This window comes from Sphingobacterium faecale, assembly GCF_016746095.1.
Taxonomy (GTDB): Bacteria; Bacteroidota; Bacteroidia; order Sphingobacteriales; family Sphingobacteriaceae; genus Sphingobacterium; species Sphingobacterium faecale.
The window spans coordinates 391,078-415,482 of record NZ_JAERTY010000003.1; the positions used below are offsets into that span (position 1 = coordinate 391,078).

General features: G+C 38.9%; 18 protein-coding genes and 2 tRNA genes. 9 read left to right on the forward strand and 11 right to left on the reverse strand.

Annotation, left to right across the window (positions count from 1 at the left end):
- Positions 1 to 133 precede the first annotated feature (133 nt).
- The 3 genes from JKG61_RS07310 to recQ all read right to left on the reverse strand — a co-directional run bounded on the left by JKG61_RS07310 (position 134) and on the right by recQ (position 4,794).
- On the reverse strand, positions 134 to 1,612 hold the full coding sequence (locus JKG61_RS07310) for an alanine/glycine:cation symporter family protein (RefSeq protein WP_202102308.1): 1,479 nt from the start codon (positions 1,610 to 1,612) through the stop codon (positions 134 to 136).
- Positions 1,613 to 1,779: 167 nt separating this feature from the next.
- On the reverse strand, positions 1,780 to 2,595 hold the full coding sequence (gene kdsA, locus JKG61_RS07315) for a 3-deoxy-8-phosphooctulonate synthase (protein ID WP_202102309.1): 816 nt from the start codon (positions 2,593 to 2,595) through the stop codon (positions 1,780 to 1,782).
- A 9-nt stretch (positions 2,596 to 2,604) separates the two neighbouring features.
- Positions 2,605 to 4,794: a DNA helicase RecQ gene (recQ, locus tag JKG61_RS07320; protein WP_202102310.1), complete on the reverse strand. Its 2,190-nt coding sequence runs from the start codon at positions 4,792 to 4,794 to the stop codon at positions 2,605 to 2,607.
- Between the two features lie 95 nt (positions 4,795 to 4,889).
- On the opposite strand from recQ, the gene JKG61_RS07325 reads away from it, so the two are divergent.
- From JKG61_RS07325 to JKG61_RS07335, 3 genes are all read left to right on the forward strand, one after another.
- A complete protein-coding gene (locus JKG61_RS07325; protein ID WP_202102311.1) occupies positions 4,890 to 5,855 on the forward strand; it encodes a KpsF/GutQ family sugar-phosphate isomerase in 966 nt (321 codons plus the stop codon).
- Between the two features lie 155 nt (positions 5,856 to 6,010).
- A complete protein-coding gene (locus tag JKG61_RS07330) occupies positions 6,011 to 6,385 on the forward strand; it encodes a DUF1573 domain-containing protein (RefSeq protein ID WP_202102312.1) in 375 nt (124 codons plus the stop codon).
- Between the two features lie 108 nt (positions 6,386 to 6,493).
- Entirely contained in the window at positions 6,494 to 7,696 is a 1,203-nt protein-coding gene (locus JKG61_RS07335) for a pyridoxal phosphate-dependent aminotransferase (protein WP_202102313.1), read from the forward strand.
- A 52-nt stretch (positions 7,697 to 7,748) separates the two neighbouring features.
- On the opposite strand, the gene JKG61_RS07340 is transcribed toward JKG61_RS07335, so the two are convergent.
- Complete coding sequence (locus tag JKG61_RS07340; protein ID WP_202102314.1) at positions 7,749 to 8,825, reverse strand: SGNH/GDSL hydrolase family protein; 1,077 nt, start codon at positions 8,823 to 8,825, stop codon at positions 7,749 to 7,751.
- Between the two features lie 61 nt (positions 8,826 to 8,886).
- On the opposite strand from JKG61_RS07340, the gene JKG61_RS07345 reads away from it, so the two are divergent.
- From JKG61_RS07345 to JKG61_RS07355, 3 genes are read left to right on the forward strand one after another with little or no spacing between them, the layout of a single operon-like run.
- Positions 8,887 to 10,254 (forward strand): exonuclease domain-containing protein, encoded by a 1,368-nt coding sequence (locus JKG61_RS07345; protein ID WP_202102315.1) that lies wholly within the window; start codon positions 8,887 to 8,889, stop codon positions 10,252 to 10,254.
- A gap of 46 nt (positions 10,255 to 10,300) precedes the next feature.
- On the forward strand, positions 10,301 to 11,026 hold the full coding sequence (locus tag JKG61_RS07350; RefSeq protein ID WP_202102316.1) for an SIMPL domain-containing protein: 726 nt from the start codon (positions 10,301 to 10,303) through the stop codon (positions 11,024 to 11,026).
- A 33-nt stretch (positions 11,027 to 11,059) separates the two neighbouring features.
- Complete coding sequence (locus JKG61_RS07355) at positions 11,060 to 12,691, forward strand: ABC-F family ATP-binding cassette domain-containing protein (protein ID WP_202102317.1); 1,632 nt, start codon at positions 11,060 to 11,062, stop codon at positions 12,689 to 12,691.
- A gap of 29 nt (positions 12,692 to 12,720) precedes the next feature.
- On the opposite strand, the gene JKG61_RS07360 is transcribed toward JKG61_RS07355, so the two are convergent.
- The 3 genes from JKG61_RS07360 to dnaE form a co-directional block, all read right to left on the reverse strand.
- Positions 12,721 to 13,584 carry a pirin family protein gene (locus JKG61_RS07360; RefSeq protein ID WP_202102318.1) on the reverse strand — a complete coding sequence of 288 codons (864 nt, stop codon included), beginning with the start codon at positions 13,582 to 13,584 and terminating at the stop codon, positions 12,721 to 12,723.
- 144 nt (positions 13,585 to 13,728) lie between these two features.
- Positions 13,729 to 14,046 (reverse strand): thioredoxin, encoded by a 318-nt coding sequence (trxA, locus tag JKG61_RS07365; protein WP_021070119.1) that lies wholly within the window; start codon positions 14,044 to 14,046, stop codon positions 13,729 to 13,731.
- A gap of 90 nt (positions 14,047 to 14,136) precedes the next feature.
- A complete protein-coding gene (gene dnaE / locus JKG61_RS07370; RefSeq protein WP_202102319.1) occupies positions 14,137 to 18,552 on the reverse strand; it encodes a DNA polymerase III subunit alpha in 4,416 nt (1,471 codons plus the stop codon).
- Positions 18,553 to 18,700: 148 nt separating this feature from the next.
- On the opposite strand from dnaE, the gene JKG61_RS23285 reads away from it, so the two are divergent.
- Positions 18,701 to 18,946 (forward strand): PLDc N-terminal domain-containing protein, encoded by a 246-nt coding sequence (locus tag JKG61_RS23285; RefSeq protein ID WP_202102320.1) that lies wholly within the window; start codon positions 18,701 to 18,703, stop codon positions 18,944 to 18,946.
- A gap of 32 nt (positions 18,947 to 18,978) precedes the next feature.
- Here JKG61_RS23285 and JKG61_RS07380 read toward each other — a convergent pair whose 3' ends face one another.
- On the reverse strand, positions 18,979 to 19,491 hold the full coding sequence (locus JKG61_RS07380) for an OmpA family protein (RefSeq protein ID WP_202102321.1): 513 nt from the start codon (positions 19,489 to 19,491) through the stop codon (positions 18,979 to 18,981).
- A 51-nt stretch (positions 19,492 to 19,542) separates the two neighbouring features.
- Positions 19,543 to 21,750, reverse strand: a complete 2,208-nt coding sequence (locus JKG61_RS07385) for a glucoamylase family protein (RefSeq protein WP_202102322.1) — start codon at positions 21,748 to 21,750, stop codon at positions 19,543 to 19,545.
- A 185-nt stretch (positions 21,751 to 21,935) separates the two neighbouring features.
- Here JKG61_RS07385 and JKG61_RS07390 point away from each other — a divergent pair.
- Positions 21,936 to 22,008, forward strand: a tRNA-Gly gene (locus tag JKG61_RS07390).
- 5 nt (positions 22,009 to 22,013) lie between these two features.
- Positions 22,014 to 22,098, forward strand: a tRNA-Leu gene (locus JKG61_RS07395).
- Positions 22,099 to 22,390: 292 nt separating this feature from the next.
- On the opposite strand, the gene JKG61_RS07400 is transcribed toward JKG61_RS07395, so the two are convergent.
- Both JKG61_RS07400 and eno read right to left on the reverse strand, forming a co-directional pair.
- Positions 22,391 to 22,687, reverse strand: a complete 297-nt coding sequence (locus JKG61_RS07400) for an FtsB family cell division protein (protein ID WP_202102323.1) — start codon at positions 22,685 to 22,687, stop codon at positions 22,391 to 22,393.
- Between the two features lie 140 nt (positions 22,688 to 22,827).
- Positions 22,828 to 24,123: a phosphopyruvate hydratase gene (eno, locus tag JKG61_RS07405; RefSeq protein WP_202102324.1), complete on the reverse strand. Its 1,296-nt coding sequence runs from the start codon at positions 24,121 to 24,123 to the stop codon at positions 22,828 to 22,830.
- Between the last annotated feature and the right edge of the window lie 282 nt (positions 24,124 to 24,405).

Sequence of the window (24,405 nt, forward strand, 5' to 3'; positions counted from 1 at the left end):
GAGAAAGCTATCATATACTACTTTCTTATTGCTACTATTCGTAGCATTTGTATTGATATTTGCTACTACCTGCATTGGTGGCTAATAAAGGTATTAAGATAAAAAATGGACTAAAAAACTTTCAGCCCATTTTTTATCTTTCCCAAAAATCGGCATTTTTTATCCCCAGCTCTTTTGGATTAAACTCTGGGTCTTCAATCCCCTTCTTCCTCTTTTCCAAGTAATCCTTCCATACTTTCATCGCCGTTTTGCTCATCAGGACGATAGCTATTAAATTCACCCAGGCCATTAATCCCACACCGATATCACCTAAATCCCAAGCTAGTTTTGCTGTTTTTATAGTTCCAAAATAAGTAGAAAACAAGAAAACAACGCGTAATACCCAAATAACACCTTTCTTATTTCTCCCTTTAATTATATATGCCACATTAGTCTCTGCATAATAATAATAGGCCATAATAGTCGTAAAGGCAAAGAAAAACAAAGCTATAGCTACGAATTGGTTACCAAAATCAGGAAAATGGTGAGAAACGGCAGCTTGAGTAAAACCTTCCGCAGCAACTCCCGGTAAGTTTTCCTTCAACAATGCGACTGCATGTCCAGACTGGTCGAAGGATTCTGCAACATTATACATACCTGTAAATAGAATCATCAAAGCAGTAGCTGTGCAGACAAATAACGTATCTACATACACCGAAAAGGCTTGAACCAATCCCTGTTGGGCGGGATGACTGACATCGGCAGCCGCAGCTGCATGAGGAGCCGTGCCCTGACCGGCTTCATTCGAATAAATTCCACGCTTTACTCCCCACGCTATAGCCATCCCCACAACACCGCCAAATGTAGCGTCGATGCTAAATGCCGAACTAAAGATCAACTTAAACATCGCTGGAATCTCTGTAAAATTCATTCCTATAATAATCAAAGCCATCAATATATAGGCACCCGCCATAAAAGGAACAAGAAATTCAGAGGCTTGCCCCAAGCGCTTTACTCCTCCCACAATAATAAGTGTCAAAAGAAGAACCACTGCAATTCCCACCCAGCTAATCGTCCAATCAGTACCTCCTAAAGAGACGACACTATTCGAATAATCAAATGCATTTGTAATCGTACTATTGATCGCATTACTCTGTACCCCAGGCAGCAAAAAACCTGTACTTATAATGGTTATTATCGCGAACAAAACAGCATACCATTTGACACCCAGCCCCTTCTCTATGTAATATGCAGGTCCCCCTCTAAATTCATCTCCTTCTTTCTGCTTATAGACCTGAGCTAGAGTCGATTCGACAAAAGCGGAAGCTGATCCTAAGAACGCAATTGCCCACATCCAAAAAACGGCACCTGGACCTCCCATAAATATAGCTGTAGCCACCCCCACAATATTACCAGTCCCCACACGTCCAGAAATAGCAAGAGCGAATGCTTGAAAAGAAGATATGCCTTCATTAGATTTCTTTTTCTTAAACAACAAATTCACCATATCCCTGAGGTAGCGAACTTGTAGGAAACCTGTTCGTATTGAAAAATACAGCCCTATAAGTAAACAGAAATAAATAAAAAAATCGCTCCATACATAGCTAGAGACTGTAGAAATAAGCTGTTCCATCAATAAGGTCTAGTCGTGTTATAATTGTCATTTATTTCTGTAAATAAAGGTATTTTTTATCATAAACCTATAAGATTATTTGAAATAATACCACAACTCGTACTTTTCAAATAACAAAGGCGCTTATTTAAGCGCCTTTGTTATTTGAACTAAAAAAATATGCGTCTTTAACCAATGGCCTCCCGGATTCTTGTCAATTTTTTCATTAATCCTTCTAACAAATCCAAATGTAACATATTGGCTCCATCCGATTTCGCATTTGCCGGATCAGGGTGAGTTTCTATAAAAAGCCCATCCGCCCCCACTGCAATTGCGGCCTTCGCTATAGTCTCTATCAGTGCTGGCTTTCCTCCTGTTACTCCACTGGTCTGGTTAGGTTGTTGCAAAGAGTGCGTACAGTCCATCACCGTAGGAACTTGGAATGAACGCATTACAGGAATACCCCTAAAATCCACAATTAAATCTTGATAGCCAAAAGAGTTTCCACGATCTGTCAAAATGACTTTTTCATTTCCTGCATCTTTTACCTTATCTACGGCAAATGCCATCGATTCCGCAGAAAGAAATTGTCCTTTCTTTATATTAACGACCTTACCCGTCTCCGCTGCTGCTGCCAGCAACTCGGTTTGACGACATAAAAATGCAGGAATTTGTAAAATATCGACGTATGCCGCTGCCATAGCCGCTTCATGGCTTTCATGAATGTCCGTCACCGTAGGCACCCCAAATTCACGACCTACCTTCTCCAATATTTTAAGCGCTTTCTCATCCCCTATTCCAGTAAAAGAGTCTATTCTAGATCGATTAGCCTTTCTATAAGAACCTTTAAAAACAAAAGGAATATTTAGTGAGTCAGTTATATTTACTATTTTTTCTGCAATACGAAGAGCAATATCTTCTCCTTCAATAGCACAAGGCCCAGCCATCAAAAAGAATTGGGTGGAATTACCATTCTTAATTTCTGGCAAATATTTATTAATCATCTTATTATTTTAATTTCCTAATTCTGATATAAATTTAATACGCATCAATTGGATATCTTCGTAGGAATAATCTTCCTCTCCCAATTCAGAAAGTGCATTCTTGATAGAATCTACTTCAGCGGTTTTGAAATAATCATACACCTCATCCTGCCTGTCCTGATCAATCATTTCATCGACAAAATAACCGATATTCAACTTTGTCCCCGAGTACACAATCGACTCCACTTCCTTCAATAAATCCTCATAACTTATACCCTTCGACAAAGCAATATCTTCTAAGCCGATTTTACGATCTATATTTTGAATAATACTAACTTTTAATGCCGATCTATTCGCTGTACTTTTTACGATTAAGTCTTGGGGTCTATCGATACCCTTTTCTTCCACATAATTCTTTATCAATTCCACGAAGGAAGAACCAAACTTCAAAGCTTTTCCTGCTCCGACTCCATGGATTTGCTTCATTTCCTCCATGGTAACTGGATAATGTGTACACATCTCCTCTAGAGATGGATCTTGAAAAACAACAAACGGAGGCAGAGACTTTTGCTTTGCAATTTTTTTACGAAGGTCTTTTAACATGACCAACAGATCCGTATCCAACGCTCCAGATCCCTGCTTAGGCTCTTCAACTCCATCGTCATCGGCAGCCTCCATCGGTCGATTCAAAATAAACCTCAATGAATACGGATTGTTTAGATAACGCTTACCGTCTTCAGTCAATGTAAGCAGCCCATAGTGATCAATATCCTTTTTAACAAAATCAGCTAATTCAGCCTGTCTTATCAGAGAATTCCAATAGTTTACCCCCTGCTCCTTACCTGTTCCAAAAAGCGCATGCTCATCATGTTTATAAGAAGAAATAGGTTGGTTATTTTGCCCCAAGAACACATTGATAATATGATGATCATCAAACTTATCCCCTTCTTCCTTAATAAAATTCAATACTTTCACTAAATTATCCTCAGCATCAAAATAAGTCTTCTGAGCTCGACAATTGTCGCACATATTATTACAGCCCGTTTCGTCAAATTTTTCACCAAAGTAATGTAGGATCTGCTTACGTCTACAAACAGACGATTCAGAATAATCAATAACTTCTTTAAGAATTTGTGTCCCTATTTCTCGTTCAGAAACAGGCTTATCTTTCATAAACTTAGTCAGCTTTTCAACATCTTTCTTAGAGTAGAAAGACACACATACCCCTTCCCCCCCATCACGCCCTGCTCTTCCTGTCTCCTGATAATACCCTTCCATAGACTTAGGAATATCATGATGTATGACATACCGGACGTCCGGCTTATCAATTCCCATTCCAAAAGCAATTGTAGCCACTATAACCTCAACATCCTCCATTAGAAATTTATCCTGTGTTTCAGCTCGTGTTTTTGCGTCAAGTCCTGCGTGGTAGGGTAAGGCTTTGATCCCATTTATATTTAAGACTTCGGCAATCTCTTCTACCTTTTTACGACTCAAACAATAGATAATACCAGTTTTTCCACTATTACCTTTGATAAACTTAACAATTTCCTTAACTACATTCTTTTTTGTACGAACCTCATAAAACAGGTTCGATCTATTAAAAGAAGACTTGAACAACGTAGCGTCATTCATCTGTAAGTTCTTACGAATATCTGACTGCACTTTTGGAGTCGCCGTAGCGGTCAATGCGATAATGGGAATATTTTCCCCGATGCCATTTATAATTAATCTTATTTTGCGATATTCAGGTCTAAAATCATGTCCCCATTCTGAAATACAATGCGCCTCATCCACAGCGACAAACGAGACCTTAATATTTTTCAAAAACTGTACATTATCTTCTTTCGACAATGATTCTGGAGCAACATAAAGCAATTTTGTTTTCCCCTCAATAACATCCGCCTTAACTTTAGTAATCTCACCTTTAGTCAGCGAAGAGTTCAAAAAATGAGCAATACTATCTGTACCTCCAAATGCTCTCAGTTGATCCACTTGATTTTTCATCAAAGCGATAAGAGGTGAAATTACGATTGCCGTTCCCGCACTCATTAATGCAGGCAATTGATAACAGATCGACTTTCCGCCTCCTGTAGGCATGATGACAAAGGTGTCTTTCTTATTTAGAATGTTAGTAATAATTGCCTCTTGGTCTCCTTTAAAAGTATCAAACCCGAAGAATTCTTGGAGATTGTCGTACAAAGATTTTTCTATTTCCATCTGCGCAGCTACAAAATTAAACAGGTAGGCTTACCTATCTAAAATTTAAATAACCTATTTTTGTGAATTGTATTATAAAAATAGGCATATTTTCCGTGAAAAGCAATTCAGAAATAAAAAAAGAGGCCATCGAAGTCCTCGAATTAGAAGCTAAGGCTGTGCTTAATTTAGCCAGCAGAATCAATGATGATTTTGTTGAAGTAATACGGCTCATTTTAACGCTAAAAGGACGGGTGATCCTCACGGGTATAGGAAAAAGTGCTATAATCGCTCAAAAAATAGTTGCCACACTAAATTCTACCGGTACCCCATCTATTTTTATGCATGCTGCAGATGCAATACATGGAGACCTTGGCATCATCCAACAGGATGATCTGATCATAGCTATATCGAAAAGTGGAAACACTCCTGAGATCAAAGTTTTAATTCCTTTTTTAAAACAGACCAACAATAAACTGGTAGCGATAGTCGGAAATATCAACTCCTATCTTGCCCAACAGGCAGACCATATATTGGACACCACAGTAGACAGAGAAGCATGTCCAAACAATCTAGCCCCTACAACAAGTACAACTGCCCAATTAGCGATAGGAGACGCATTAGCAGTATGTCTACAGACAGCGAGGCAGTTTACAGACAAAGATTTTGCTAAATATCATCCGGGTGGTGCCTTAGGAAAGCAACTGTATCTCAAAGTCGGCGATGTCGCCAACCTTAATGCTAGACCCAGCGTTCATACACAAGATTCTATAAAACAGCTCATCATAACCATAACCAAATACCGTCTAGGTGCTACTGCTGTTATAGCCGACCAACAGATTATAGGCATCATAACCGACGGAGATATCAGAAGAATGCTAGAGAATCATGACGATATATCTCGATTGAAAGCTATCGATATCATGTCGAAAAAACCGAAAGAAATCGAAGCGGAAGAGTTGGCTGCAAATGCCTTACACAAAATGAGAGAGAATAACATCTCGCAATTATTAGTTACGAAACAGGGAAACTACGCGGGGATAATACACATACAGGATTTACTTAAAGAAGGAATAATTTAAACTATACTTAACCAATAGAGTCCAAGATGAAATTAGCATAAATTGTAAAAATATTGTTGTTTAATGCGACAGTTAAAATATGTTAAGATAAAAAACTACATTTGGCATATCTATTGAAGATAAATTTAGAACAAAACGATATAATTTAGTAAAACATGAAAAAGTTATTAAGTATAGCAACCGTATTGATCGCTTTCATTTCATTATCGGCGATGGCAGTCGCGGTGGGCGAATTCAAATTCGAGAAAGAAACGCACGATTTTGGAACAATACCTTTTAACAAACCCGCTAGCTTCGAATTTGCGTTCACTAATATAGGTGATGCGCCAATCATTATTTCGGAAGTAGCTCCATCTTGCGGCTGCTCTGTCGCTGATTTTTCCAAAGCTCCCATAAAACCAGGAGACTCCGGCAAGATCAAAGTCACTTATAATGCCGCAACTAAAGGTCCTTTTACCAAATCATTTACCGTCAAGTCTAACACCAAAACTCCTGTAAAAACATTGACCGTAAAAGGAAATGTAGAATAAAAATAAAACATAACAAAAAAGCCGTATTAGTTACAACTAATACGGCTTTTTTATAAGTACGCTTTTCGTATCTTTGTTCACCATTTTAAATAAAAATTTTTAGTTATTATGCCAAAGATATCACAAAAAGGCATGGATATGCCAGCCTCTCCAATAAGAAAGCTTACTCCATTTGCAGATCAAGCAAAGAAGGAAGGAAAAAAAATATATCACCTGAATATCGGCCAACCAGACATCCAAACGCCGGATGTCATGCTTAATGCCTTAAAAAACATTGATTTTAAAGTATGGGCATACACACCCTCAGAAGGCACAGCTTCCTATAGAACAAAACTAGCCAGCTATTACAACAAGCTCAATTACAATATAGCACCGACAGATATCTTAGTTACGAATGGTGGCTCCGAAGCTATTACCATTGCCATGCAAGCCTGTCTAAACCCAGGAGAAGAGATAGTCATCCCCGAGCCCTTTTATGCAAATTACAATGGATTCGCTTGTTCTTCGGATGTTGTTATAAAACCAATCGTCTCCCATATCGAAAAAGGCTTCGCATTACCCTCTATCGCAGATTTTGAGAAAGTAATTACGGAAAAAACGAAAGCAATTGCTATCTGTAATCCAAACAATCCTACAGGATATCTTTATTCACGTGAAGAACTTGAGGCGTTAAAAGCAATCTGTATCAAATACGATTTATACCTATTCTCAGACGAAGCCTATAGAGAGTTCTGCTATGATGGTCGTGAATTTATTTCTCCAATGCATCTAGAAGGGCTTGAAAATAATGTTGTCGTATTGGACACCGTTTCCAAGCGTTATTCGGCTTGTGGTGCACGCATCGGGTGTCTCATCACGAAAAACAAAGGCCTTTATCAAACTGCTTTAAAATTTGCACAGGCACGTCTCAGCCCATCACTAGAGGGACAGATAGCCGGCGAAGCAGCTGTAGACACGCCGGATTCTTATTTTGAGGCTGTTTCAAAAGAATATACAACGCGTCGAGACACATTAGTCAAAGGCTTAAACAAAATTGATGGTGTATTCTGTCCTAATCCAGGAGGCGCATTCTATGTAGTAGCCAAATTACCAATTGACAATGCCGATAAATTCTGTCAATGGATGCTAGAAAAATTCAGCTACGAAAATGAAACGGTAATGATGGCACCAGCCACCGGATTCTATAGCACACCAGGTTTAGGTTTAAACGAAGTCCGTTTGGCATATGTCTTGAATCAAGACGATCTAAAACGAGCGCTAATTTGTTTAGAAAAAGCGCTTCAAGAATATCCAGGAAGAAAAGAATTCTAAATTTTTCGTGCAAGAGAAAAGGCTAAGTAAATACTTAGCCTTTTCTCTTGCTCTAATGTATATTATGCTTTTTCAGCACATCGAGGACGAAAGGTTCAATTTGTTCAACCATCCGCATAAATCCTAAATCATTAGGATGTGTACCGTCTGTAGTTGCTTCATGATCCTCCCCTAATAAACTAGAGTTATCGAGGTAATACAACGCTTTAATCCCTTTAGCTATAAGTTTATTATATTCAGCTTTCCAATTAGCATTCTGTAAATGATTTCGCTTGTTCCAGTTTTGATTAAAATAACTGAGTTCCCTTATAACAGATGGAATCATAACAATCGGCGTATTAGGATGCTTCTCCCTTAAATAAGTAACTATATAAGAGGTTCGATCCGTCACCTGTTCGGGTGAAGAATTAGGTACACAATCAAGAATAAACATATCTGGATTTGCATCTGCCAGCATATGCACCACTTCTTTCTCCATTCTTGCATTTCCACTTATTCCAAAATTTATAAAATTATAACCTGTACGCCTCGATAATATTGCGGGGTAAGCCATACCTGGTCGACTTGCTGAAGCACCATGAACGATGCTAGACCCGTATATAATTATATTTCTCTTAAAAGGATTGGTTAGAGGTTGAAAACTTGCATCTTCATCTATCCCGATCTCCAAAGACTTGGTCTCATCGTATAGAGGCAGATAGACTAAAAACTCTTTTTCCTTTGAGTCGAGATTTTCCAAGACAAGTGTTTCTTCACAGGTTTTAACAGTTCCTTTTGAACCCGCATACTGCCATTTGCCTTTTTCATTTTTAATATAAACATCAAGCCCTTTGTTAGCAATCGCGGTCAGGTTAAGCCCTACTTTTCTATCGGTAACACACCACCTCGCATACAACTCCGAAGTATTAGATCTAAAAGTCACAAACATCCCCGCACTATTCGTGTATAGGTTTTTGACATTCTTTGGCATATTGCCGTACCTTAAGGTATCTACACGATGAAATTGCTCTGGGGTATCAAAATATTTCCCATAAATAGGCAACGTATGGAAAACATTTTTTTTTCCCTGAGCCTGTACAGCCATAATAGACAGGCAAATAGCGATCAATAAAATAGTAAGTCTTTTCATAACACTAAAATTAACAAATAATACCTAAACAAACAGCTAACATTATTAGTATTTTTGAAACATGGAATACGCAATAGTCGATATTGAGACAACAGGATCTTACGCTGGAGACAATGGAATGACAGAAATCGCTATTATTATACATAATGGTCAACACGTAGTGGATAAGTTTCAATCACTAATCAATCCAGATACGCCAATCCCATTTCATATACAATCCTTAACAGGCATTAGTAATGAAATGGTAGAAGATGCACCTACTTTCAAACAGATAGCGAAAAAAGTACATGCATTACTTCACAAACGGATCTTTGTAGCCCACAATGTTAATTTCGATTACTCATTTCTTAGTAAAGAACTAAAAAAAGCGGGTTACGATTGGAAATCCCAAAAGCTTTGTACGGTACGTCTATCACGAAAAATATTTCCAAATCTCGCTTCTTACAGCTTAGGGAAGCTCTGTCAAAATCTAGAAATCCCTATTTACCAACGTCATCGCGCCATGGGAGACGCTGAGGCTACAGTTACCTTATTCGAGATGTTGTTGCGAAATGACCATGACGCAGTGGTTCCGACCACACTTAAGAAAACAAAAGAGCAGCAGTTGCCCACACATATCAATCAGGAAGACTTTTTCAATCTTCCCGAATCACCTGGAATCTACCTCTTTAGAAACAGAAGTAATAAAATCATTTATATTGGGAAAGCAATTAACATAAAGAAAAGAGTATTGAGCCATTTTAGCGGCAATAATACTTCACAAAAAAGACAATCCTTTATCAATGATATCTTCAGCATTGACTTTGAAGAAAGCGGCACGGAGTTGATGGCACTTTTAATGGAATGCAAAATGATCAAAGAGCATTGGCCTATACATAATAGAGCTTTGAAAAAATTCGAACCTAAGTTCGGTCTCTTTGAATACGAAGATCAGAAAGGATACAGGAGACTTTTAGTATCGACTTTTAATAAGGAGGCCAAAGCAATACAGTACTTTGAAAGAGCTACAGAAGCGAACCACCTGATGTTAAAACTCATTACAGAGTTTGGTCTGAACAACAAGTTGTGTACTTTCTGTACAATTAGGCCAGAACTGAAATCTAATATAGACTACACCAACCTTCTACCACCAAGCAGCTACAACGAGATGGTAAATGCAGCATTGGAATACGTTAACAGCAATCGAAATTCCTTTATTATCATCGATCAAGGAAGAAATCTAGAAGAAAAGTCTTACATATTTTTTTCGGACGATCAGCTCTATGCATTTGGATTCATCCATACAGATAGCCAAATAAATGACCCTAGCGATATAATCTCGGAGCAGGACAAATGTGTAAGCAACTACTATATGAATGCTTTGGTATTGCAGTATGCAGAAAGATTCCCCGGTAAGGTCAAACAAAAAAAGACGTTTTTTTCCAAATAACACTTATGGAAAAGAACATGTAATTTCATCTTCAATATAAAACCTTATGACTAGAACTCCCACACCATTATTATTTTTAGGAGCATTGGCTCTTATTATCGCCACACTATTTTCTTGTGGGAACGGAAACTCAGAAAGCAAAAACCGCATTCGTGTTGGCGGCGAAGGCAAGATCCGGGTTATGCCTGATCAAGTAACGTTAACGATAAATGCCAGTTTTTCCAAACCTAAAATGGCGGAAGCTGTTCGAGAAACACAAGCGACAGTAGACACCGTCATGCTTATTTTGGAAAAGTTTGGAAAGAAAAATGAAGATATTAAAACAAGTAGTATATCTGCAAATAAAGACTATCAATATATAGGCAGTACGTATAAGTTTGTAGGATTTCAAGCGGAACAAACAATAGACTTCGTTCTTCATGACCTCAACAAGTTTACAGAACTCACGGCAAAGCTATTAGAAACAAAGATAAGCAGCATTTCCCAAATTCAATTCAACCATTCCAAAGCAGACAGCCTATTGCGTGAAGCAGACCTAATCGCCTACGATGATGCTTTGAAATCAGCCAATAAACTAGCATACAAAGCCAATGTGCAACTAGGCACTTTGCTCTTTTTATCCAATGACGGGCTAGCTGCTAGTCAAGGAGGATACACAAGTGGCGAACGGATAGATACCTACAATAAAGCATTCGGAGGACAGGGCTTTAAAATAGCACCTGAAGTAATAGAGTTCAAGCGAAATATCATAACAGAATTTGGCATAAAATAATAAGGTGTAAATAAATAACCTTATCTTTGCGCCATGATTAATGTATCCAATCTATCTCTTCGCTTTGGCAAACGTGTGCTATTCGAGGATGTCAATTTAAAATTCACTCCTGGAAACTGTTACGGCATTATAGGTGCTAATGGAGCAGGTAAATCAACTTTTTTGAAGATCATCTCTGGAGAAGTCGATCAGACTAGCGGTTCTGTTTCTTTTACTCCTGGAGATAGAATGTCAGTCCTAAGTCAGGATCACTATGCTTTTGACGAGTTTACTGTCCTAGAGACCGTAATGATGGGAAACCAAGAGCTCTACAAAATCATGAAAGAGAAAGACGCTATCTACATGAAAGAAGACTTCTCTGACGCAGATGGCGAGCGTGCTGGTGAACTAGAAAGCTTATTTGCAGAAATGGATGGATGGAATGCAGAGTCCAATGCGGCTACCTTATTGAGTAGTTTAGGCATCAAAGAAGAGTTCCACTATAAACTGGTTTCAGAAATAGATGGTAATCAAAAAGTACGCGTCCTATTGGCACAGGCCCTATTTGGCAAACCAGACATCCTGATCCTCGATGAACCTACAAATGACTTGGACATCAATACCATTGCTTGGTTGGAAGACTTTTTAGCTTCCTATGAAGCTATTGTGCTAGTAGTATCCCACGACCGTCACTTCTTGGACGCTGTATGTACACATACAGTGGATATAGATTTTGGTAAGATGACCATTTATACCGGTAACTATTCCTTTTGGTATGAATCTTCACAACTAGCATTAAAACAACGCACCGATCAGAATAAGAAAACTGAAGAAAAGGTCAAAGAACTTCAGGAGTTCATCCGTCGGTTCTCGGCCAATGCTTCAAAGTCCAAACAAGCGACTTCCCGTAAGAAAGCCTTGGATAAAATCAACATCGATGAAATCCAGCCTTCTAACCGTAAATATCCTGCTATCATGTTCAACACCATGAACAGAGAGCCTGGAGACCAAACATTACATGTAGAAGGGCTGAGCAAAACAGTTAATGGAGAAGTCTTCTTCAAAGACATCACCTTCATGATCAACAAAGGCGACAAAATCGCTGTACTGGGAGCCAACTCCTTGATTACTTCTGCATTTTATGACATCATCGCTGGACGTGACAAAGATTACCAAGGAGACATCAAATGGGGTATCACCATTACGCCTGCAGATATGCCCATGGACAACTCATCCTTTTTTGATGGAAGCTCTGAAAATCTAGTCGATTGGTTGAGAAATTACACAACCAACCCTGATTCTGACGAACAGTTCATCCGTGGTTTCTTGGGCAAAATGCTCTTTTCTGGCGAAGAGGTTATGAAAAAAGTATCGGTGTTGTCTGGAGGAGAAAAGATGCGCTGTATGTTTTCAAAGATGATGCTACAAGGAGCAAACTTTTTGATTTTTGATGAACCAACCAACCACTTAGATCTAGAGTCCATTACAGCACTCAACAACGGCATGAAAGACTTTAAAGGTTCTATGTTATTCACATCACGAGATCACGAGTTAACAGAGACTGTTGCAAACCGCATCATAGAGCTTACTCCGAATGGAATCATAGATAAGTTAATGACTTATGACGAATACATAAACTCTGATATTGTACAAACACAACGCGAAGAAATGTATAAAGTAAAATAAAAAAGAGCGGTAATACCGCTCTTTTTTATTTATACCAATTCTCCAAACTTACCTGTATTAAAGTCTTCAAACGCTTGTTGTATCTCTTCTTTAGTATTCATCACAAAGGGGCCATACGTCGCAATCGGCTCATTAATCGGCTCTCCACTCATAATCAATACTATCACATCGTCTTCAGCTTCCACAGTAAATTGATCTCCATCGTTATAGAATAGTACCATTTTGTCTGTTCCTGCTTTAAAAGTATCGTTTACTATAACATTTCCCTGAATAACCAATAAGGCTGTATTGTAATGCGCGGGGAAATCAAATGTTGCGACCGCCCCCTTATTCAACTTAGCATTCATTAAATGTAATGGTGTGAAAGTCGAAGCTCCCCCCTGTATCCCATTATACTCTCCAGCAATCACCTCGATAATCCCTTCGTTATCTTCTAATGCATAAGTAGGGATATCTCCATGTATCAAGGCTTGGTATTTAGGCGGATCCATCTTATGTCTTGCAGGAAGATTTACCCACAACTGCACCATCTGAAAATCACCTCCCTGTTTACTCCATTCCGTCTCATGAAATTCTTTATGCAACACACCAGATGCTGCAGTCATCCATTGTACATCCCCTTCTCCAATAATCCCACCACCACCAGAACTGTCACCATGCTCTACTCTACCTTTATAGGCAATTGTTACGGTCTCAAACCCACGGTGAGGATGTACACCGACCCCCTTCGGAATGTCGCTAGCTGGAAAATTATACATAGAGTTATAATCCAACATAATAAAAGGACTCATCCTTGTCATCGGCACGTAACTCGGTATAAAATTGTGCACTCTGAACCCATCTCCAACAAAATGTGCTGGTTTGGGATTAAAAATATGTTCAACAGTTTTCATCTTTACAGTCTCCTTAAATTCATATAACAAAGATACATGCAACGGACTTACTAGAACTTAATATAGGTTAAGAAACAAAAACAGTGTACAAAAAAAAGCATTCATTACTGAATGCTTTTCTATGTAGTTTCCAAAAAGAAAATTTTACAATTGCTTTTCTAATTTTTCAGTCAATACCGATTTAGGAACTGCACCTACTTGTTTATCAACGATCTCACCATTTTTGAAATATAACAATGCAGGAATATTTCTAATACCAAAACGTACTGATATCTCAGGGTTGTTATCAACGTTCACCTTGCCAACAACAGCTTTACCATCATATTCTTTTGCAATCTCATCCACTACCGGACCTACCATACGACAAGGACCACACCATTCTGCCCAAAAATCGATCAATACAGGTTTATCGGATTTCAAAACAAGCTCCTCAAAGTTGCTATCTGTAATTTCTAATGCCATAATAATATCCTCTTTTTATAATTTAACACAAATATAATCAATTGCCCACAATTGTAGTCTAATCGTATTGTAATAAATATCTATACCCTATCAATTTAATTGATATCGGATTCCTTTATTCTCCAACTCATCGATCAATTCGTTAGTCACTTTAATCTTTATAGTTTTGGCTGGCATCTCTACAACAATATTTTCCTGTACATCCATTACCTTAAACTTCAAGCTACAATTGGCAACCTCTCCCTCTTCGACTGAAGCATGTACCAGCTCATTGATCAGCTTCACCACCTCTTCATTCAACTGCTGCAAAGCAATCTGTATAGTAAAGCTCTTAGCCAGCTTTTCTCTTAAATCAGAGAGCAATTGTATATTCTTGATTTCAAAGCCCCAGTTTCCGACCTGCTTAAAACGTTCTTGCACCAGTCCTCGGATCTGTACGAAATAACCGTCTTGGAGATATCCTTTAAATTTGACATAATCCTCTCCAAAAACAGCAATTTCATAAGAGTCGGAATAATCCTCAATTATAAACGAACCAAAAGGTTTACCATTTTTGGAAACACGATGTGCCGCATTCGCAATAATACCACCGACAACAGCTTCTTTATTTTTGATGCGATTAAATTCAAGAAGCACTTCCTCTTCTACTTCCGAAGCTTTTACCTTATTGATCAGCTGTAAATCTCGAACTGTATTCGCACAAAAGTGCTTAATCTCAAACTTATAGTTATCTAACGGATGACTTGTCAAATATATACCAATGACATCTCTTTCATATTTAAGTTTCTCGATCAATCCCCAAGGAGGACAAGGCGCCAAAACAGGCTCTGGCAATTCAGCTGCAGCTCCCCCTCCAAAAAGACTGGCCTGAGCCGAGTGCTCATTTTCCTTAAAGCGCTGCGCAAATTTTATGGCTTTTTCAATCCCAGTCGTATTATCCCCATCTTTATAGAAATACTGAGCTCGATGCGTATCCGTAAAGCTGTCAAAGCCACCGGCATGTACCAAACTTTCAAAGGCCTTCTTATTAGCCGAGCGCAAATCAATACGCTTAGCAAAATCAAATATAGATTTATACAATCCTTCGCTACGCGTCTCCACAATAGTATCTACTGCTCCTGCACCAACCCCCTTCACCGCACCAATACCAAACCGGATAGCTCCTTGCTCATTCACCGTAAACTTGTAGTGAGATTCATTCACATCAGGCCCCAATACCGCAAGCCCCATTCGCTTACATTCCTCCATAAAGAAAGTGACTTGCTTAATATCATTCATGTTATTCGACAGTACCGCAGCCATATACTCTGCAGGATAATGTGCTTTTAGATAAGCGGTCTGATAAGCTACCCAAGCGTAACAGGTCGAGTGTGACTTGTTGAAAGCATAACTTGCAAAAGCCTCCCAGTCAGTCCATATCTTCTCCAGAACCTTCGCTTTATGGCCCTTTTCTACAGCCTGCTCTACGAACTTAGGTTTCATTTTATCCAACACAGCCTTCTGCTTCTTACCCATTGCTTTACGCAGAACGTCAGCGTCTCCTTTAGAGAATCCAGCAAGCTTTTGCGACAAAAGCATGACCTGCTCCTGATATACCGTAATACCATAAGTCTCTTGCAGATATTCTTCACAAGCGTCCAAATCGTAAACAATAGGTTCAATACCATGCTTACGTTTAATGAAAGAAGGAATATACTCCATCGGCCCCGGTCTATACAAGGCGTTCATAGCGATTAAATCCGCAAACACCGTCGGCTTCAGTTCTTTCATATACTTCTGCATCCCAGGAGATTCGTATTGGAAAACCCCAATAGTCTCTCCACGTTGGAATAGTTCGTAAGTGATCTCATCGTCAATAGGAAACTCATCCGGATCCAACTCAATACCATGTCTCAGTTTAACATTCGCAACTGTGTCCTTAATAAGAGTCAGCGTCTTAAGACCCAAAAAGTCCATCTTAAGCAATCCTGCACTCTCAACCACCGAGTTATCAAACTGAGTAACATACAAGTCGGAGTCCTTTGCCAACGATACCGGCACAAAATTCGTAATATCATCAGGCGTAATAATCACACCACAAGCATGAATTCCTGTATTACGCATAGATCCTTCCAACACACGCGCTTGCTTGATTGTCTCTGCTTCAAGTCCGGCCCCATCTGCCAAAGATTTTAAGCGATTCACCGCATCCAACTCTTCTGTGCGAAGCACTTCCTTGAGCGCCTTTTCTTCCAGATTGAAAATCTTACTCAGCTTAAGATTCGGGATTAACTTCGCTATTTCGTTCGCGTCTGACAAAGGCAGATCCAAAACACGCGCCGTATCCTTTATAGAAGATTTGGCAGCCATGGTACCATACGTAATAATCTGTGCTACCTGAGATGCACCATATTTGTCTATTACATATTGCATTACACGACCACGTCCCTCATCATCAAAGTCGATATCAATATCTGGCATGGATACCCGATCTGGATTCAAAAACCGCTCAAAGAGCAAATCATATTGAATCGGATCAAGGTTAGTAATACCCAGACAGTAAGCTACAGCAGAACCTGCTGCAGAACCACGTCCAGGCCCAACAGAGACCCCCATATCACGTGCAGCAGCAATAAAGTCTTGTACAATCAAAAAGTACCCTGGATATCCTGTACGTTCAATGGTTTCGAGTTCGAAATCCAATCGTTCGGTAATCAGATCATCTATTTCCTTATAACGCTTTCTCGCTCCCACATAAGTAAGATGCTTCAAATAGGCATTTTCCCCTCGCTTCCCACCATCCAAATCATCTTCAGCATGTTGAAATTCTTCGGGGATATCAAACTTAGGAAGGAGAACATCCCTATTAAGCGAAAAGATTTCGACCTTATCCAAAATCTCCTGTATAGTCAAAATAGCCTCAGGCAGGTTACCAAAGGCTTTCTTCATCTCTTCAGAAGATTTAAAATAATACTCTTGATTAGGCATACCAAAACGGAAACCTCTTCCCCTTCCTTTTGGGGTCGAGAGCTTCTCTCCATCTTTTACGCACAACAAGATGTCATGGGCATGCGCATCAGCCTTATTTACGTAGTACGTATTATTAGTTGCGACTATTTTTACCTGATGCTTGTTTGCCAGTCTGATCAGGGTTTCATTAACCCTATCCTCATCCTCCTGCCCATGTCGCATCACTTCGATGTAAAAATCATCTCCAAACAGCTCTTTCCACCACACCAAAGCTTCTTCTGCCTGATTTTCACCAATGTTCAATACTTTACTGGGCACCTCACCTTGGAGATTACCCGAAAGCACAATCAAATCATCTTTATATTTCTCGACAATGCTCTTGTCGATCCTAGGCACATAATAGAACCCCTCAGTATAGGCTGCCGAGGCCATTTTTGCTAAATTGTGATATCCGTTTTTATTTTTCGCCAAAAATACAATTTGATAGCCATTGTCCTTTCTAGACTTATCCTTGCGGTCCTCACAAACAAAAAACTCACACCCCACAATAGGTTTAATCAGCTGTCCTGTTGGTTCCTGTCCCCCGTCAATCTCCTCCTTCTGCTTTGCTTCGACCTCTTTATTATGCCCGAGCACTTTACTCACAAAATGAAAGGCCCCCATCATATTCCCGTGATCCGTCATTGCTACCGCAGGCATATTATGTTTTGCTGCCGCTGCTACCAAATCTCCAATAGAAATCGTTGACTGAAGCACCGAAAACTGAGAATGATTATGCAGATGCGCAAAAGGCGCATTCTTCAATGCCTCTAATGCCCCCTGATCAACAACTATCTTTTTATCTCCTTGATCACGTCGGCGAATAGCATCCGAAGCAGCCTTTAAGTTCGTATGTTGAAGACCAACAGTAGCAATTGGTTCCTGGTTCTGTTTCTTGAAATCGACGAAATACCCCGTATCGACCTGTAAATCCTCAGCCGTAAAGACATCCTGTCGTATTAATTCAAAAAAACACCTTGTCGTAGCCTCCACATCGGCTGTCGCGTTATGTGCTTCTGCAAAAGGAACACCAAATAGATAAGAGTGCAGTTCAGTAAGATTCGGTAATTTATATCTCCCCCCTCTACCTCCAGGAAGTTTCAATAAATTTGCAGTAACCTCCGTACACGTATCAAGTACAGGCATAGAGGCCATTGGCGATTCTACCCCATAGCGGTAGAACTCACAGCCCATAATATTGATATCAAATCCAATATTTTGGCCGACAACAAATTTAGCTTTGGAAAGCGCCTCATTAAACTTGACAAGTACGTCTTGCAATGGGACTCCATTCTCAGTAGCTAATGCCGTAGAAATTCCATGAATTTTTTCTGAGTCAAAAGGAATATCGAAGCCATCCGGTTTAATAAGATAATCCTGATGTTCAATTAGATTACCCAATTCATCGTGTAATTGCCAAGCAATCTGCACACACCTAGGCCAATTATCTACATCCGTAATTGGCGCATCCCATCGCTTTGGTAACCCTGTTGTTTCGGTATCAAATATAATGTACATAGTCTATCCCTCTAAATCAAAACAAAAATACTCAAATAAGCTAAGATATTATCGACATTGTTTCCACAATGAAAGTTAAAAAATGGCATCGACCTATTTTTATTCGAATTTTATGTAACTTAGGAAAGAATCAAACAATTAAACCCTTATGAATGATTTACTTTTTTTAAATTTAGGCACACAGGAGATTGTCTTTTTTACAGTATTTTTTGTAGCGGGCTTGGCTCCCTTAATTTTTGCTATTCTAGCGTTAGTTGACATTTTCAAAAGAGATTTCTCTAAAAAGACAACAGATCGCATTCTATTGATTTTGTTGGTACTTCTTCTTCCGATTATAGGATCAACTATATATCTAATAGCCTTACGAAATACCTATCCATTAAAAAGCTTTTAGGTTGTACATACATGCGCACAACCTAAAAGACTTTACTGTAGAATAGTGACCTCTACCCGTCTGTTTTTCTGTCTTCCTTCAGCACTCTTATTGTCTGCTACAGGTTTAGATGGTCCGAATCCTTTTGTAGATATCCTCCCTCCTGAGACCCCTGCATCTTCCAGATACTTCTTCACCGAAGCAGCACGTTTATCCGAAAGCCATACATTATACCCCTCTTCTCCGGTAGCATCCGTATGTCCATCTACCCGAATTTTCTTCGATTTATCCTCTTTCAATAATTTCGCTAATTTTGTAAGTTCTACTTTGGCTTTATCTGTGAGGTAAGACGAATTCGTAGGGAACAATACATCCGACGATAAAGTAAACTTTATCCCTTCGTCTGTTCTCAACGCATCTTCAAATTCACTTTTAACATTTTTCAATCCATCATCTGTTCCGTCTTTAGATATGACAGCTCCGGGATTTACAACAATCTGTTGTTGTTTACAAGCTGTAAAAAACAGAACAGACGCACTCACTGAAAATAAAAAGATTTTCTTCATATAACTTATTATAACAATCTATCCAAAAACACAAACTAATATATAAAAATTTTAGTTAATGTGTTCTTGCTGTTTAAAAAACAATTCCTCTCTAATTTTTTTCAATTCCGGAATCTCTTTATAAAGTTTCCATATCATTCCTGTCTTAGCATTCTCCAACATAACTGCTATTGCACCTTGATTCAAGGCCAGATATTCATCAGAAACATCGTCATTCCGCAAATCTAACCAAGATCTAAAACCATATTCCGTAAACAATATATGCCCATATTGCCCATATAATGCTAATAAAGAAGCTATTCCTAGCTCCCTATCGGCAATAATCGAAGATGGTGCTATAGCTGGATTTATTCTATAATTTCCCACACTATCCTTATGTTGATAAAACCCCCAAATATCACTATTCGTGGTACCGACCCCCAATTCATTATCCCTTCGCTTTACATAATGAACATAAGAAGCCAAAATCTGATCCCAATCTAAAATACTATCTCTTAATTCTCGTGGTTCTATAGTCAAAAAAGGCTTATATAAGTCCATTAAACTGCCTCCGATTTCTCCTAAAGGGAGATACACACCAAAACGTGTCGACGGTTGAAAAATTGAAAATCCTGTCACTGTATCCGTTCTTTCTTCCATAAAAGAAAGGAGACCATGAGGCTCATGCACAATACTATCAGAATAGATATCTGTATCCAACTCTTCGATATGCTCGTATCGTTTTATATCATATTGTTTATAAACCCCGCTACGGTAAGCCGAAGCCGGGAGCGGATATTTAGATGAAGAGATAGCTAACAAATAAGTATTTAAAGCGTCATTAGCTCCCGAGACCAACGAAGCTGGGTTAAATATATCTACAGCTTCACCTTCCATCAAACTTAACTTAGAACGAAGAATATTATCAGTCCCCTCCACAACTAGCTTTTGCCAATTTATATGGTCATAAAGTGCGGTTATTCTATTTCTCAAATCGTTCTCCACCTCGTTATCTGCCGAAAAATATTGTCTGGCGATCAGTAGCGCCTCAACTAGTGAGGCTGTTCCATTAACGTCGTAGGAAGATACCCCCCTGCGATATTCAGGCACACCTTTTCTACCATCAAAATAAGCTGGAAAAACACCATATCTATTCTGCGCACGTAACAGAAAATAAGTCATCTTGGAAATTCTATTAAGTGCTACCTGTCTGCTGATAAATTTACGTTCCACACCAATCAAAAGTGCCAATACCGCTGGAGCAGTTTCCTTTGTGGAGACCACAGCCTTTTCCTTCGATCGATAAGGCATATACATTCCACTGTTAATGTCGAAATTCTCCACAAAATAGTTGACATGAGTCATCTGAATGAGTGTAATCAATGCGTCGCTTTCCATAGACTTGGTTGAAGCCTCCTTAACTGAAGAAAACAAAGACTCTTCATAGTTGTAATCCATCCAAGTGATTTTATAAAAATACTTCTGTCCAATAACTGGAACGATATCAAGACAAGACTGCATCTGAATTGGCCGTATCCCTATAGGTTTGAATACCTCCCCATCTTCGGATCTATAAATTTTAATATAACGTATACTAGGAGTCAGGGGAAGTTGCCATTTCAAATGAACGATCCGATCGTAACCTACAGCTTCCGTTAGCACAGCGTTAGTACTTAACTTGACTTCGGAATACTTTGCCGGCAAAAATTCAACTTGATCAATAAATATGTGATGTAGATCACGGGATGTCGCACTTTGAATAAAATGTATGCCTTGAATAGGTTCGTCAAGATTCGAAATTTTAAATTCCCTAGTAGGAATTTTGACTTGCACCCATTTACCTACCTCAAAGTCCTCGACATATGACCTTATATCTAACGTATCAGAGGTCTTATACGACTGGCCAATGTATATCTTTGGCAAATCAATTAACCCGGTGTTTTCTGACTTTATATACAGACGTATGCTCAAAAAATCTTTATCAGAAAACCTATAATGATATTTCTGCCTACTATAGCGTAAACTAACATCCCAATGCCCCTGTTCATTGGACAGGTATTGAAGAGAAAGTGCATTACCCGGTGTAAAAAACAAAGTGTCTGACACCAATAGATGTCCGTTAACATTTTCCACCCAACTCGATCCAGCATATTGAACCCTACTCTTTGCATAACTCCCTTTCACCAAACTATTGTCAAACACGACCTCAGGATAGGTATCAGCATACACCTGCCCTAGACAAAAGCTAAAGAAAACAACGAGAAAACCTAAGTACTTCATATCTTTCTATTGATTCAACGCTCAAAAATACGCAAAAACCATGCATTAATAACCTACAGTAGGTAATTTGTTCAATACAACAAAAATTAATCTACACAAATTGAGCGGATTACATACTGGAGTAACAATTAAGAAAATAAAAATTTTACTTTTTCAATTTTCTCTCTATCTTTGCATCACGTCAAGCGAAAGTAGCTCAGTTGGTAGAGCACAACCTTGCCAAGGTTGGGGTCGCGAGTTCGAATCTCGTCTTTCGCTCAGTTGCCTAGGTGGTGGAACTGGTAGACACGCAGGACTTAAAATCCTGTTCCCGTTAAGGGAGTGCGGGTTCGATTCCCGCCCTAGGTACAAGAAAAAGGCTAATCTTAAGATTAGCCTTTTTCTTTTTAAAGAATCCATTTATCTTTCGCATCCCCTCCATTCACTGAAACCTATACTACCTTTATTTAAAGTCTTAGATCACATCTAATCCCACATTTTTTTTATGCTCAACAAATTTCTCTGTATATAAACAATCCAAAACCCAACTTATTCCCTCCAGCGTTAATTAATTCCACTAAAGGAAAATCTATAAAAGGTAAAGAAAAGAGAACACACACAACAGAAAAACGCAAACTGATGTGGACATAAAAATAAAAAATTATTCTGGATCGACTTCTGAGATTACATATACATCCTCATTCGTCTTCTTCATTTTATACTTCTCACGGGCTATGCGCTGTATCTCAGTAGGATTGAACTGCGCATCTTTAATAGCCTTTTCTATATTATCTGTTTCGGTAGAATAGAATTCTTTTTCCAACTCCAATTTATTCCGTTCCTGTTGATAGCCAATTTGCGTAGCTACATCATATCTATCAAAAAAGCACATCCATATTAAAAAAGCTATCCCAGATATAAGGAATCTATTCTTAACTAAAGATACTATTCTTTCCATGACACAAAAGTAATACTATGATTGGACTTTCCATCTAAGTTAAGCAAACTTTTACACATATAACCCATCACTAGATATAGTGGCAAAAGGCGACAATAAAACTTTCAAAAAAAGGGGCTAAAGCCCCTTCTTATTATCTTTTATTTAATTGCAAACTTAAAATTCTTCCCAATGAATCTAGCATTTGCACCAAGTTCTTCTTCGATACGTAACAACTGATTATATTTTGCCATACGATCCGAACGTGAAGCCGAACCAGTTTTAATCTGACCACAGTTTAAAGCTACGGCCAAATCAGCGATTGTAAAATCTTCTGTTTCGCCCGAGCGGTGAGACATGACAGAGGTATAACCACTATTTTGAGCGAGAGTAACCGCATTAATCGTTTCTGTCAACGATCCGATCTGATTTACCTTAACCAAGATAGAATTGGCGGTATCTGTATCGATACCTTGTTGAAGACGTTTTGTATTTGTCACGAACAGATCGTCACCTACCAATTGTACACGTTCTCCGATTTTATCCGTCAACAATTTCCAACCTGCCCAATCATCCTCTTGCATTCCATCCTCGATTGAAATGATAGGATATTTTTCGGACAGCTCGGCTAGATAAGCAGCCTGTTCTTCCGAACTACGCACAGCTCCCTTATCGCCTTCAAATTTCGTATAATCGTATTTTCCATTTACAAAAAACTCAGATGCAGCGCAATCTAAAGCCAGACAAATATCCGAACCTGGTTTGTAACCTGCCGACTCAATAGCTTTCAACACCGTCTCAATAGCATCCTCAGTACCCTCAAAAGTTGGAGCAAAACCACCTTCATCCCCTACTGCAGTAGACAGACCTCGATCGTGCAAGATCTTTTTAAGACTATGAAACACTTCTGTTCCCCAGCGCAAGGCTTCGGAAAAAGAAGGTGCCCCTACAGGCATGATCATAAATTCCTGAAAAGCGATAGGAGCATCAGAGTGCGATCCGCCATTAATGATATTCATCATTGGAATAGGCAATGTATTCGCATTGACACCTCCGATATAACGATATAACGGCTGACGGGACTCCTGAGCAGCAGCTTTTGCAACAGCTAGAGACACACCTAAAATAGCATTAGCACCCAACTTACCTTTATTCTCTGTACCATCAAGATCAATCATGATCTTATCAATTGCGTTTTGTTCAAAAACATCAACACCTTCCAAAGCCTTCGCTATAGCTGTATTAACATTCTCCACCGCCTTCAAAACACCCTTACCAAGGTATTTTGCTTTATCGCCATCACGCAACTCGACCGCTTCGTGAACACCTGTAGATGCTCCTGAAGGAACAGCAGCTCTTCCCACAAAACCATTTTGTGTGGTTACATCAACTTCAATTGTTGGATTTCCGCGCGAATCTAAAATCTGGCGCGCATGTACATCGATAATTAAACTCATTTTCTTTTATAAGGTTATGATCAAACACAGCTAACACTTAGTGTATTATTAACACTAATATATGGCCTATAATTCAAAAATAGAAATTATATATGAAATATCCATACAGAGCTTACATACTATATCATAAAAAAGCGTTCAATCGGGGAGATTGAACGCTTTTTAACTAACCAATTATTAACCTAAATTATGAATACTAAATAACAAACAAAACCCATGCCAAAAAACAAACCATTATCAACTACAGCAACATCTTATTCGGCAGATAATAGATAGAAAAAA